This window comes from Endothiovibrio diazotrophicus (genome assembly GCF_054657215.1).
The window spans coordinates 1-13028 of record NZ_BAAHXB010000146.1 but is presented as its reverse complement, the minus strand read 5'-3'; the positions used below and the strand labels follow the sequence as shown (position 1 = coordinate 13028).

The window sequence follows — 13028 nt, the reverse complement described above, 5'->3', positions numbered from 1 at the left end:
CCTCGCCCGGTGTGTCCTCACCGCCGCCGCCGAGGAGCTGGCGAGCCACTGCGGCGCGGAGGCAGTCGGCACGCTGCCCACCCCGCCGGATTCCAGCCAAAACGTCGAACTGCCGCCCGCGCCGGAGCTGGAGGATCGGGAGGCGGTGGAGCGGTGGAGTCGGGCGGTGCTGGATGAGGGGCGGGAGATTGGGCGGGTCGAAGGGCAAGAGATGGGGAGAAAGGAGGGTAGAGAGGAGGGGCTGAATGAGGGCACAATCCGGATCGCCCGGAATCTGTTGAAGAAGGGAATGGAGAAAGGCGAGGTGGTGGAAGTCACTGGCCTATCCTTAACGGAAGTCGATCGGTTGTGAAACTGCCATGTATTGGGATGTCAAAACAGTACGACCGCTTGATAACTACAGAATCCACGTCCAGATCGAGGATGGAAGAGAGGGGATCTTTGACCTGAAGCCGTATCTTGATCGCGGCGTTTTTCGTAAGTTGCGCGACAAGCGCTATTTTGATCGAGTAGGAATTGTGTTTGGGGCAGTCACTTGGCCGCATGAACAGGACATCGCAGCGGAAACGCTGGTGGCAGGTATGGTTCCTGCGGATCAAGGGAAAAAATGGTGACTGCGTTATGGTTTTTTCAACATCCTCCTTTCGAGGAGCCGTGGGAGCGCAAAAAATCCATGAATACACTTGGCAACCGAATTACCACCAACCCCCGCCAATGCGGAGGCCGCCCCTGCATTCGTGGCATGCGAATTCGCGTATCCGATGTGCTGGACCTCCTGGCCACCGGGATGAGCGCTGAACAGGTGCTGGAAGAGCTACCGGATCTCGAAGTGGAAGATGTCCAGGCCGCCCTTCAATACGCCTCTCGCAGACTCAACCACCCGACGCTCGCGGCGTGATTTTCTGGATCGACGCCCAGCTCTCTCCGGCCCTCGCGCCTTGGATCAAGGAGCGATTCGGGGTCGATGCATATTCCGTGAAATATCTGGGTTATCGTGACGCAGATGATGTGGATATCTTTCTTTCCGCGAAGCAGGCCGGAGTGATCGTCATCACCAAAGACAGGGATTTTCTGGATCTATTGGATACCCATCGGACTCCAGCAGGCGGATGCCCGCGGCCTCGATGACGATCTTGCGCTGTTTGTAGAGGTGCCCGATCGCCTCCTTGAAACTCTTTTTGCTGACCCCCAGCACCCGCTGGATCTCCTCCGGGGCGCTCTTGTCGTGGAGTGCCAGGAAGCCGCCGTTCTTGCGCAGTCGGGCGAGAATCTCGCTGCCCAGGTCACCGATCCGCTCTTCGCCGCGCCGGTTCAACACCACGTCGATCTTGCCGTCGCTGCGTACCCGCTTGACGTAGCCACGCATGCGCTTGCCGTAGCGCGGCTCCTGAAAGAGGTCGTCGTTGTGGATCAGCCCCCAATGGCTGTCGTCGACGATCACCTTGACGCCGAGCTCGGTGCGTTCGGCGACCAGCAGTGTCACCTCGTCCATCGGCTTCAGGCGGGGGGGCGAGCGGTCGAGAAAACGGTCGATCTTGGAGCTGGCCACCAGCCGCCCTTCGCCGTCCTGTTTGACGTGGACGATGTAGGACTTGCCGATCTCCATCGGCCGGCGCTGCTCCGGCACGGGGGCCAGCAGGTCCTTGTCCAGCCCCCAGTCGAGGAACGCCCCCGCCTGGCTGCGGTCGATCACCTGGAGATAGGCGAACTCGCCGAGTTTGGCCCGCGGGCGCTGGGTGGTGGCGATGATCTCGCCCTCGGAATCGAAGTAGAGAAATACCTCCACCACGTCACCCACCCGGGTTCCCGCCGGTACGAACCGATTGGGGAGCAGGATCTCCCCCCACTCTTCACCCTCCAGGTAGCGGCCGAAAGGCACCTCTTTGACCACCCGCAAGCGATTGAACCGCCCCACTTCAACCATCGGATCGACCCCCTTCTACAGGCCCGCGACGAGCGGCGCAGACTACCACGTCCGTCGGCGCCGCCTTGCCGAAATCGCCCCGGTTTCCCGTCGCCGCGGCGGAGTGGGGTAGTATAGGGCGCTTTAGCCGGGCCTCTTCTCTCCATGCCGATCCGTCGTCTTCCTCCCCAACTGGTCAACCAGATCGCCGCCGGCGAGGTGGTGGAGCGGCCCGCGTCCGTGATCAAGGAGCTGCTGGAGAATGCCCTCGACGCCGGGGCGTCGAAGATCGAGATCGAGGTGGAGAAGGGGGGGATCGGCCGTATCCGCATCCGCGACGACGGTAAGGGGATCCCGAAGGAGGAGCTGCCGCTGGCGCTCTCCCGCCACGCCACCTCGAAGATCGCCTCCCTCGACGACCTGGAAGCGGTGGCCTCCCTCGGTTTCCGCGGCGAGGCGCTGCCGGCGATCGCTTCGGTCTCGCGCTTCTGCGTCACCTCGCGCACGCCCGACGAAGAGGGCGGCTGGAAGCTGTGCGGTGACGGCCGCGAGCTGGAGAGCGAGCCCGCTCCCGCGCCGCACCCGCCGGGGACCACCGTGGAGATGCGTGATCTCTTCTTCAACACCCCCGCCCGGCGCAAGTTCCTGCGCAGCGAGAAGACCGAGTTCGGCCACCTGGAGGCGGTGGTGCGCAAGATCGCGCTGTCGCGCTTTCCGGTGGAGTTCCTGCTGCGCCACAACGGCCGCAACGTCTTTCATCTGCGCGCGGCAATGGACGAGGCGGCGCGGCTGAAGCGGGTGGAGGGGCTGCTCGGCGGCGAGTTCGTGGCCAACGCCCTGGCCATGGAGTTCGCGGCGATGGGGCTGCGGCTGTGGGGCTGGATCGGCCGGCCCACCTTCTCCCGTGGCCAGCCCAATCTGCAGTACTTCTTCCTCAACGGCCGCATGGTGCGCGACAAGCTGGTCACCCACGCCCTGCGCCAGGCCTACCAGGATGTGCTCTACCACGGCCGCCACCCGGCCTACGCGCTGTTCCTGGAGATGGATCCGAAGCTGGTGGACGTCAACGCCCACCCGGCCAAGGCGGAGGTGCGCTTCCGCGACTCCCATCTGATCCACGACTTCCTCAGCCGTTCGGTGAAGCGGGCGTTGGCGGAGGACCGGCCGGAGACGGACGGGGGGGAGGGGCCCGCGTTGACGCCGTCGGCTCCGGCGCCGGCTCCGGCGACTTCCGCCGCTCCGTTCTCCCGAACGGCGTCTTCCTCCGGTGGTGGCTTCCCGTACCAGCAGCGGGGACTCGGTCTCTCCTCCCGCCCGCGCCACGGGGTGGCGGAGGAGATGGGCGCCTATGCCGCGCTCCATCCGCGCAACGAGCCGGCCCCGCCGCCGGAGTCCGCCGTGGAGGAGGGGGAGGCCCCGCCGCTCGGCTTCGCGCTAGGTCAGCTCCACGGCATCTATGTCCTTGCCGAGAGCACCGAGGGGATGGTGGTGGTGGATATGCACGCCGCCCACGAGCGAATTACCTACGAGCGGCTGAAGCGGGCGATCGACGGCGAGGGGGTGCGCGCCCAGCCGCTGCTGGTGCCGGTGACGGTCAACGTCTCGCCGCGGGAGGCGGCGGCGGCCGAGGAGCACGAGGCGATGTTTCGCGAGCTGGGGATCGAGGTGAGCGCGCTGGGTCCCGATTCATTGGCGGTGCGCAGCGTGCCGGCGATCCTTGGCGAGGCCGATGCGGCGCAGCTGGTGCGCGACGTGCTGGCCGATCTGGTGGCGGTGGGGACCAGCTCGCGGGTGGAGGAGGCGCGCAACGCGGTGCTCGCCACCGCCGCCTGCCACGGCTCGGTGCGCGCCAACCGCCGGTTGACGATCCCCGAGATGAATGCGCTGCTGCGTGACATCGAACGCACCGAGCGGAGCGGCCAGTGCAACCACGGCCGCCCCACCTGGACCCGGCTGACCCTCGATGAGCTCGACAAGCTCTTCATGCGCGGGCAGTAGTCTTTTTTGGCGCTCGTGATCAACGCGGAGGACGCAAAGACGCAGAGAACGCGGAGAAGAAGATGAGATTGAATTTCTTTCTCCGCGTTCTTTGCGTCTTTGCGCTCTCTGCGTTCCCGGTGCCCAAGCCAAGGTAGAGCGGATGAACCTCTATGCCGATATCGATCCGAAACTGCTGGGCGAGGAGAAGGCGCGTGTCGAGAAGGCGGCGCTGGTCTACGCCCCGCGCCGCTCCCGCGGGCGCTTTCCGGAGAACTGCGTCACCGAGGTGGCGGATGCCGACGCCGCCCGCCGCGGTGCCGACGGCGGCGATCTCCGCCCCGCGGTGGTGGTCGGTCCCTTCCGCTCCTCCGAAGGCTTCCGCCTCTACTACTTGGTCCGCTGGTTGGATTGAGTGGTGTGATCTAACACGAAGTGTGGAATCGATTGATTTCTTCGGGATCCGGGGGAGGGTGGCAAACCGGTCAGAAGTGTTTATCCGGTTAATTGTTCGTGCCCGTTTTGTTCGAAGTGAGGCGCTGCCTGCCGCAAGTTAATCCTTCGCGTTGAAAATACGTTTTTCCGAAAGACTCCCAAGTGACCGACCAGCAACCACCGGCGATTCTGCTCATGGGACCCACCGCATCGGGGAAGACCGATCTGGCGGTGGCGTTGGCCCGCGAGCTGCCCTGCGAGTTGATCAGCGTCGACTCGGCGCTGGTCTACCGCGGGATGGACATCGGCACCGCCAAGCCGGAGTCGGCAGTGCTGGCCGAGGCGCCCCATCGGCTGATCGATATCCTCGATCCGGCAGAGGCCTATTCGGCGGCGCGCTTTCGCGACGACGCCCTGCGCGAGATGACCGGGATCACCGCCGCCGGCCGAATTCCGCTGCTGGTCGGCGGGACCATGCTCTACTACCGCGCACTCACCGAGGGGCTTTCGGCGATGCCCTCGGCGGACCCCGCGGTGCGCGAGCGGCTCGATGCCGAGGAGCGGTCGGTGGGGCTGGCGGAGCTGCATCGGCGGCTCGCCGCCGTCGATTCCGCCTCCGGCGAACGCATCCACCCCAACGACCCCCAGCGGATCAAGCGCGCGCTGGAGTTGATCGAACTCACCGGCCGCACCCCCAGCGAACTCTACGCCGAGCAGCGAACGAATCGCCCGCCCTACCGCTGGCTACGGGCGGCGCTCACCCCCGCCGACCGCGGCGTGCTCCACCAGCGCATCGAACGACGCTTCGACCTCATGCTGGAGCAGGGCTTCGTCGAGGAGGTGGAGGGGTTGCGCGCGCGCGGCGATCTCTCCCTGGAACTCCCCTCCATGCGGGCGGTGGGTTACCGTCAGGTGTGGGAGTATCTGGACGGTCGCCTCGACCGGGCGGAAATGCGTGAACGGGGGATCGTCGCTACCCGCCAACTGGCCAAGCGGCAGTTCACCTGGTTGCGCTCCACTCCTGCGACGGAGTGGTTCGATCCGTCGCACGGACGGGTCGCCGAACGTCTGCTAGGCTGGTTGAACCAATCCGGAATTTCCTGATCGAACAATTTCTCAGACATGCTAAAATTAAGCATTCTCTGATTTGCTACATTCAGGGTTGAGCGACATTGGATCGACCCCATATCAGAGAAGCTTGTTTGGCGACGCTTACTCTTTTCTTTTACTCGTTGTTGGTGCGAATTTGCACCCAATAACAATAAGGAGGCATTACGATGTCCAAAGGTTACTCCCTCCAAGATCCCTTCCTGAACACCCTGCGCAAGGAGCGTGTCCCGGTCTCGATCTATCTGGTCAACGGTATCAAGCTGCAGGGCCAGATCGAGTCCTTCGACCAGTTTGTGGTGCTGCTGCGCAATAGTGTCAGCCAGATGGTCTACAAGCACGCCATCTCCACCGTGGTCCCGGCCCGCAACGTGCGGCTCCCCTCGCCCGGAACCGGGCCCATGGCCGGCGGACACCACGAGCCGATCGGCAATGTCGGCAACGGCTACGGCAACGCCTGATTGACTGAACGGCCCTGCGTTCGGGTGGTGCTCGCGTCGTCGCGGCCCCACCCACTCACCGGTACCCCGGCAACCCATGTGGTTCCGGGGTATCTGCGTCTGTGCCCCCGGCGAAGGGAGATCGAGCGTGTTTGAGCGCCCCACGGGTGGCGAGCGGGCGGTGCTGGTCCACCTGGAACTGCCCGCCGAGGCCGATCAGGAGGATCTGGAGGAGTTGCGGCTGCTCGCCACCTCCGCCGGTGCCAAGCCGGTGGCGGAGGTGATCGGCAGCCGCCACACCCCCGATGCGCGGCTCTTCATCGGCTCCGGCAAGGCTGACGAGGTGAAGGCGGCGGTGCTCCGCGAGGAGGCCGATCTGGTGCTCTTCAACCACGCGCTGAGCCCCTCCCAGGAGCGCAACCTGGAACGGGTGCTGGAGTGCCGGGTACTCGACCGCACCGGACTGATCCTCGATATCTTCGCCCAGCGCGCCCGCACCCATGAGGGCAAACTGCAGGTGGAGCTGGCCCAACTGCGCCACCTCTCCACCCGGCTGGTGCGGGGCTGGACCCACCTGGAGCGGCAGAAGGGCGGCATCGGCCTGCGCGGTCCCGGCGAGACCCAGCTGGAGACCGACCGGCGGCTGCTTGGGGTGCGCATCAAGCAGCTCTCGCGGCGCCTGGAGAAGGTGCGCAAGCAGCGCGAACAGGGGCGGCGTGCGCGACGCAAGGCGGACCTGCCGGTGGTCTCGCTGGTCGGTTACACCAACGCCGGCAAGTCGACGCTCTTCAACCGCCTCACCGAGGCCCACGTCTATGCCGCCGACCAGCTCTTCGCCACCCTCGATCCGACCCTGCGCCGGGTCGATCTGCCGGGCGGTGGCGGGGTGGTGATGGCCGATACCGTGGGTTTCATCCGCCACCTGCCCCACGATCTGGTGGCCGCCTTCCGCTCGACCCTGACCGAGACCCGCGAAGCGGACCTGCTGCTCCACGTGATCGACGCCCAGGACGAGAACCGCGATCTCAACATGGCCCAGGTCCACGCGGTGCTCGACGAGATCGACGCCGACGAGGTGCCGCAGATCGAGGTGTTCAACAAGATCGACCTGATCGAGGGCGGTGAGCCGCGGGTGGAGCGCGACGCGGAGGACCATGTCCGCCGGGTGTGGATCTCGGCGCGCGACGGGCGCGGGGTGGAGTCGTTGCTGGAGGTGGTGAGCGAATATTTCCGCGGCCGCTCGGTGCGCGGGCGGCTACGCCTGCCGCCTCGCGATGGCCGCCTGCGCGCCCAGCTCTTCGCCGCCGGCGCGGTGCTCGGCGAGGCGCTCGACGAAAGTGGCCACTGGCTGCTCGACGTGGAACTGCCGCGCCGCGATTACGAGGCGCTGGCCGCCCGCGAGTGGCTGGAGATGGGTTGAACCTCTTCGATTCGGCCCAATCTTAGGGAAAAGTCAGTAGTTTTTAGAAAATCCCGGCCCGTTCCCCTAGAATGGCGGGCCAATCGACTGCAACCAACGCATTGGAGAATCTTATGGGCTGGAACGAACCTGGCGGTTCCGACCCCTGGGGCGGCGGCGGCAACCGCGGCGGCGGTGATCAGGGACCCCCCGATCTGGACGAGGTGGTGCGCAAGCTGCAAAACCGCTTCGGTGGCCTCTTCGGCGGTGGCCGTGGCGGCCAGGGTGGCGGTGGTGGCGCCGCCCTCGGCGGGCTGTCGCTGCTGCTGGTGGTCGGACTCGTGGTGTGGGCCGCCTCCGGCATCTACATCGTCGACCCCGCCGAACGGGGGGTGGTGCTGCGCTTCGGCAAGTACACCGAGACCACCGAACCCGGCCCGCACTGGCACCTGCCCTATCCCATCGAGTCGGTCTCCAAGGTCAACGTCGACCGGGTCCAGTCCATCGAGCTGGGCTTCAAGTCGGCCGGCCGGACCGAGTCGTCGGTACTCAACGAGTCGCTGATGCTGACCCAGGACGAGAACATCGTCGACGTGCGGCTGGCGGTGCAGTACCGGATCAAGGACGCCCGCGACTACCTGTTCGAGCTGCGCGCGCCCGACGATACCCTGCGCCAGGCCGCCGAGTCGGCGGTGCGCGAGGTGGTGGGCAAGAACAAGATGGACTTCGTCATCACCGAGGGGCGGAGCGAGATCGCCGCCCGCACCAAGGAGCTGATGCAGGAGATCCTCGACCGCTACAAGAGCGGTCTGGTGGTGACCACCGTCAACCTGGCCGACGCCCAGGCCCCCGACGAGGTGCAGGAGGCGTTCGCCGACGCGATCAAGGCGCGGGAGGACGAGCAGCGCTTCAAGAACGAGGCCGAGGCCTACGCCAACGAGATCATCCCCAAGGCGCGCGGTGCCGCCGCCCGCCAATTGGAGGAGGCGCGCGCCTACAAGGAGAGCGTCACCGCCAAGGCCGAGGGTGAGGCGGACCGCTTCAGCAAGCTGCTCGCCGAGTACCACAAGGCGCCGCAGGTGACCCGCGAGCGCCTCTACCTCGATAGTGTCGAAAAGGTGTTCTCCAACACCTCCAAGGTGGTGGTGGACGTGAAGGGCAACAACCTGCTCTACCTGCCGCTGGACAAGGGAAGCCCGCAGCGCGATGCCGAGGCCGCCGCCCGCGCGGCCGCCTCCGCCGCGGCGTCGGCGGTCTCCCGCGGCGGTGCCTCGACCCCAAACCCGGCCCCCGTCACCCGTCCCGCCCCGCGGCGGCTGCGTGACGACCTGCGAATGAGGGAGACGCGCTGATGGCACAGTTTCGATCCTTGGGCCTGTTCGGCCTCGCGGCGCTGGCGCTGCTCCTCTCCTTTTCCATGTTCACCGTCAACGAGCGGGAAAAGGCGATCATGTTCCGTCTGGGTGAGATCGTCCGCACCGATTTTGCCCCCGGGCTCTATTTCAAGATCCCCTTCATCAACAACGTGCGCACCTTCGACGGCCGCATCCTCACCCTGGACGCCGACCCCGAACGCTATCTGACGGTGGAGAAGAAGAACGTCTCGGTGGACGCCTTCATCAAGTGGCGGATCGACGACGTGGCCAACTTCTACCGCGCCACCGGCGGTGACGAGATGCGCGCCAGCAACCGTCTGGCGCAGATCATCCGCGACGGCATGAAGGCGGAGTTCGGCAAGCGCACCATTCAGGAGGTGGTCTCCGGCGAGCGCACCCAGATCATGGACATCCTCACGGTGACCGCCAACAAACAGGCCGCCGATCTGGGGATCTCCATCGTCGACGTGCGGATCAAGCGCATCGACCTGCCCCGGGTGGTCTCCAGCTCGGTGTTCCAGCGGATGCGTGCCGAGCGTGAGCGGGTCGCCCGCGACTTCCGCTCCCGCGGCCAGGAGGCGGCCGAGCGGATCCGCGCCGACGCCGACCGCCAGCGCACCGTGATCCTCGCCGAGGCCTACCGCGAGGCGGAACAGACCCGCGGTGAGGGGGATGCCAAGTCGACGGAGGTCTATGCCGCGGCCTATGGCAAGGACCCCGAGTTCTACGCCTTCTACCGCAGCCTTGACGCCTATCGCAACACCTTCAACAGCACGGACGATATGCTGATCGTCGATCCCGACAGCGACTTCTTCCGCTACTTCAAGGATCCCCTCGGCGGGGCGCGGCGATAGTGTCGGCGGGTTGAAGAAGTTACAATCCACGCTAGTAGTCCGCCAATCCTTCATTGGCGGACCACTCGTGGCCCGGAAGACCGGATGGTCGGTCTTCCGGCTTTTTTGTGTTAGGAATCCATGGCCTGGAACGATCTACTGGCGGCGCTGGCGCTGATGCTGGTCTTCGAAGGGATGCTGCCGTTCCTCAACCCGCGCGGGTGGCGGCGGATGATCTTTTCGGTGGCGGCGATGAACGACCGTGACCTGCGCATCGCCGGTGCGGTGAGCATGGCCCTGGGCCTCGCCGCCCTCTACTGGGCGCGGGGCTGAAAGAGAGAGGATTTGTCCGCAAATGAGCGCGAATGCACGCAAATGATAAGAATAGCAATGTGTTTTTTGCGGTTCCGCGGCCATCATCCGGTAACTCGTTAGCCTTAGATTTCTCTCTTCATTCGCGTTCATTCGCGTTCATTTGCGGACCACTCTTCTTCTGAACGAATCATGACCCATTTCGACAACGACGCCCGCTGGCTGCTCCCCGAGGGGATCGAGGAGATGCTCCCCGCCCAGGCCGAGCGGATGGAGGGGCTGCGTCGGCAGATCCTCGACATGTACCGGCTGTGGGGCTACGAGCTGATCCAGACCCCGTTGATCGAGTACCTGGAGTCGCTGGCCATCGGCACCGGCGGCGATCGCGATCTCGACACCTTCAAGCTCACCGACCAGTTGAGCGGCCGGTTGATGGGGGTGCGCCCCGACATCACCCCGCAGGCGGCGCGCATCGACGGCCACCACCTGCGGCGGGAGGCGCCGGTGCGGCTGTGCTATCTCGGCACGGTGCTGCGCACCCGCCCCGGCGGCTTCTTCCGCTCCCGCGCGCCGCTCCAGGTGGGGGCCGAGCTGTTCGGCCACGCCGGGCCGGAGAGCGACGCCGAGGTGATCGGCTTGATGCTGGAGACCCTCAACGCCACCGACGTGGCGGAGATCTTCCTCGACCTCGGCCACGTGGAGATCTTCCACGGGCTGGCCGAGCAGGCGGGGCTCGATCCGGACACTGCCAGCCGGCTGTTCGAGGCGATGCAGCGCAAGGCGCGCACCGAGGTCGACGAGCTGCTGGAGCGGGCCGGGGTGACGGGGGCGTCGCGGAGCATGCTCGGTGCCCTGATCGAACTCAACGGCGGCGACGAGGTGCTCGCCGAGGCCGAGGCGCTGCTCGCCGCGGCACCGGCATCGGTCAAGGCGGCGATCGACTACCTCAAGCAGATTGCCGGGCGGGTGCGTCGCGACTACCCCGAGCAGATCCTTCACTTCGACCTCGCGGAGCTGCGCGGATACCACTATCATACCGGGCTGGTCTTCGCCGCCTACGTGCCGGGGCATGGTGAGGCGGTGGCCCAGGGGGGGCGGTACGACGGGGTTGGCGGGGTCTACGGCCACGCCCGTCCCGCCACCGGCTTCAGCACCGACCTGAAGACCCTGGTGGCCCTCGGTGCCGGGGGGGAAGAGGAGCCGATGGACGGCGTTTTCGCCCCCGCGGTCGATGACGAGGCGCTGGAAGACGAGATCTGGGCGCTACGCGCCTCGGGCGAGCGGGTGGTGCGTGAGCTGCCCGGCCAGCGTGGCGGTGCCGCCGAGGTGGGCTGCGACCGCCGGCTTGCCCTTGTGGGTGAGCGCTGGGAAGTGGTCGAAGTTTCGTAGGGCGGATTAGCGGGTAGCGTAATCCGCCGGGAACGGGGGTACTTGCGACGGAAGTCCGTTCCGACTCGGCGGGATTGGCTCGACCGCCAATCGCCCCGCCGGATGAGGTCAAGGGGGGAGGGGGCCGAGAGCCCCTCGTCGGGTATCGGTGAGCGCGCCGCCGGAGCGGCAACGCCCCAGTTGAAACGCGACCCTAGTGCGGTTTCGTGACATCCCGACGATTATTATTCACATACTGTCAGCGAGAACGGAAGAATGGCCAAGAACGTTGTGGTGGTCGGCACCCAGTGGGGTGACGAAGGCAAGGGCAAGGTGGTGGACCTGCTCACCGAACGGGCGCACGCCGTGGTGCGTTTCCAGGGCGGGCACAACGCCGGCCACACCCTGGTGATCGACGGCAAGAAGACCGTCCTCCACCTGATCCCCTCGGGCATCCTGCGCCCGGGCGTCACCTGTATGATCGGCAACGGCGTGGTGCTCGCCCCCGACGCGCTGCTGAAAGAGATCGGCATGCTCGGCGAGAGCGGCGTCCCCGCCGCCGAGCGCCTGAAGATCTCCGAGGCGTGCACCCTGATCCTGCCCTACCACATCGCCCTCGATCAGGCTCGCGAGCTGGCCCGCGGCAAGAAGGCGATCGGCACCACCGGCCGCGGCATCGGTCCCGCCTACGAGGACAAGATCTCCCGGCGTGGCCTGAAGGTGGGCGACATGCTCCACCGCGAGCGCTTCGCCGCCCGCCTCGGCGAGGTGCTCGACTACCACAACTTCGCCCTCAAGCACTACTTCAAGACCGACACCGTCGACTTCCAGCAGGTGCTCGACCAGGGGCTGGAGTGGGCCGAGCAGATCCGTCCGATGGTGGCCGACGTCACCGGGCTGCTCCACCGGTTCCGCCGCGAGGGCAAGGACGTGATGTTCGAAGGGGCCCAGGGCACGCTGCTCGACATCGACCACGGCACCTACCCCTACGTCACCAGCTCCAACCCCACCGCCGGCGGTGCCGCCACCGGCACCGGCGTCGGGCCCCGCGACCTGGACTACATCCTCGGTATCACCAAGGCCTACACCACCCGCGTCGGCGCCGGTCCGTTCCCGACCGAGCTGTACGACGGCGTCGACCTCAACGACCCGCTGGGCAAGCACATGGCCGACCAGGGCCACGAGTTCGGCTCCACCACCGGCCGTCCGCGCCGCTGCGGCTGGCTCGACGCGGTGAGCCTGCGCCGTTCCGCCGAGATCAACTCGCTCAGCGGCATCTGCCTGACCAAGATGGACGTGCTCGACGGCCTCGACACCCTGAAGATCGCCACCGGTTACCGTGCCGACGGCCAGCTGCTCGATGCCCCGCCGATCGGCGCCGACGCCTACGAGCAGTGCCAGCCCGAGTACATCGAGGTGCCCGGCTGGAAGGAGTCCACCGTCGGCGTGCGCGAATACGACGGCCTGCCGGAGAATGCCAAGGCCTACATCAAGAAGATCGAGGAGGTGGTGGGGGTCCCGGTGGACATCATCTCCACCGGCCCCGATCGCGCCGACACCATCGTGCTGCGCGATCCCTACGCCTGATCGGCACGCTCATCGCACGTATTCCACCTTTCGACGAAGTGAACTTGAAGCGCTCCCCGGGGGAGCGCTTTTTTTTTCGTCCGGAACCGGCCAACAAGGTGCGCTGAGCGGAAAGGCGTCTCAGGCACTGTTCGGGGCGCTCCTTGCCGGTCGCCACCCTCGACCGCAAGCTCACCGCTGCCGGCCTCTCCCGCTGGGACGGGGCGCCGTAGGTCGGCGCTACCGCGCCGACGGGAGCGGAGGCACCGCTCCTCACGACCTTCGCCCCGCTGCCCGAGCGGGCGTTTCCGC

The 13028-nt window shown here is 66.3% G+C and carries 14 protein-coding genes and 1 pseudogene; 14 read left to right on the top strand and 1 reads right to left on the bottom strand.

Annotated features, from left to right (window positions below; all coding sequences use genetic code 11):
• The 4 genes and pseudogenes from ACYQ2W_RS23420 to ACYQ2W_RS23405 all read left to right on the top strand — a co-directional run.
• Window positions 1–352: pseudogene (locus tag ACYQ2W_RS23420) on the top strand (hypothetical protein); the annotation flags it as partial.
• Between the two features lie 7 nt (window positions 353–359).
• Window positions 360–614 (top strand): DUF2442 domain-containing protein, encoded by a 255-nt coding sequence (locus ACYQ2W_RS23415; RefSeq protein ID WP_459872908.1) that lies wholly within the window; start codon window positions 360–362, stop codon window positions 612–614.
• 59 nt (window positions 615–673) lie between these two features.
• Entirely contained in the window at window positions 674–898 is a 225-nt protein-coding gene (locus ACYQ2W_RS23410; RefSeq protein ID WP_459872910.1) for a DUF433 domain-containing protein, read from the top strand.
• The gene (locus ACYQ2W_RS23405) at window positions 895–1128 is read left to right on the top strand and encodes a DUF5615 family PIN-like protein (protein ID WP_459872906.1); all 234 of its coding nucleotides are present in this window, start codon (window positions 895–897) and stop codon (window positions 1126–1128) included. The genes ACYQ2W_RS23410 and ACYQ2W_RS23405 overlap by 4 nt, the downstream gene beginning before the upstream one ends.
• Here ACYQ2W_RS23405 and ACYQ2W_RS23400 read toward each other — a convergent pair.
• Window positions 1052–1924, bottom strand: a complete 873-nt coding sequence (locus ACYQ2W_RS23400; protein WP_459872904.1) for a CvfB family protein — start codon at window positions 1922–1924, stop codon at window positions 1052–1054. The two genes, ACYQ2W_RS23405 and ACYQ2W_RS23400, sit on opposite strands and share 77 nt — an antisense overlap.
• A 144-nt stretch (window positions 1925–2068) precedes the next feature.
• Here ACYQ2W_RS23400 and mutL point away from each other — a divergent pair, with 144 nt between their 5' ends.
• The 10 genes from mutL to ACYQ2W_RS23350 all read left to right on the top strand — a co-directional run bounded on the left by mutL (window position 2069) and on the right by ACYQ2W_RS23350 (window position 12737).
• Window positions 2069–3901, top strand: a complete 1833-nt coding sequence (mutL, locus tag ACYQ2W_RS23395) for a DNA mismatch repair endonuclease MutL (protein WP_459872902.1) — start codon at window positions 2069–2071, stop codon at window positions 3899–3901.
• A 142-nt stretch (window positions 3902–4043) separates the two neighbouring features.
• Window positions 4044–4295, top strand: a complete 252-nt coding sequence (locus tag ACYQ2W_RS23390; RefSeq protein WP_459872900.1) for a hypothetical protein — start codon at window positions 4044–4046, stop codon at window positions 4293–4295.
• Window positions 4296–4510: 215 nt separating this feature from the next.
• The gene (gene miaA, locus ACYQ2W_RS23385) at window positions 4511–5419 is read left to right on the top strand and encodes a tRNA (adenosine(37)-N6)-dimethylallyltransferase MiaA (RefSeq protein WP_459872898.1); all 909 of its coding nucleotides are present in this window, start codon (window positions 4511–4513) and stop codon (window positions 5417–5419) included.
• Between the two features lie 173 nt (window positions 5420–5592).
• Window positions 5593–5883 carry an RNA chaperone Hfq gene (gene hfq, locus ACYQ2W_RS23380; protein WP_459872896.1) on the top strand — a complete coding sequence of 97 codons (291 nt, stop codon included), beginning with the start codon at window positions 5593–5595 and terminating at the stop codon, window positions 5881–5883.
• A gap of 127 nt (window positions 5884–6010) precedes the next feature.
• Complete coding sequence (gene hflX, locus ACYQ2W_RS23375; protein WP_459872894.1) at window positions 6011–7282, top strand: ribosome rescue GTPase HflX; 1272 nt, start codon at window positions 6011–6013, stop codon at window positions 7280–7282.
• A 113-nt stretch (window positions 7283–7395) separates the two neighbouring features.
• Complete coding sequence (gene hflK / locus ACYQ2W_RS23370; RefSeq protein ID WP_459872892.1) at window positions 7396–8613, top strand: FtsH protease activity modulator HflK; 1218 nt, start codon at window positions 7396–7398, stop codon at window positions 8611–8613.
• Window positions 8613–9491 (top strand): protease modulator HflC, encoded by an 879-nt coding sequence (gene hflC, locus ACYQ2W_RS23365; protein ID WP_459872890.1) that lies wholly within the window; start codon window positions 8613–8615, stop codon window positions 9489–9491. Before hflK ends, hflC begins: the two co-directional genes overlap by 1 nt.
• A gap of 120 nt (window positions 9492–9611) precedes the next feature.
• Entirely contained in the window at window positions 9612–9803 is a 192-nt protein-coding gene (locus tag ACYQ2W_RS23360; protein ID WP_459872888.1) for a DUF2065 domain-containing protein, read from the top strand.
• A gap of 171 nt (window positions 9804–9974) precedes the next feature.
• Entirely contained in the window at window positions 9975–11171 is a 1197-nt protein-coding gene (locus ACYQ2W_RS23355) for an ATP phosphoribosyltransferase regulatory subunit (protein WP_459872886.1), read from the top strand.
• A 255-nt stretch (window positions 11172–11426) separates the two neighbouring features.
• Window positions 11427–12737, top strand: a complete 1311-nt coding sequence (locus tag ACYQ2W_RS23350; protein WP_459872884.1) for an adenylosuccinate synthase — start codon at window positions 11427–11429, stop codon at window positions 12735–12737.
• Window positions 12738–13028: the final 291 nt, after the last annotated feature.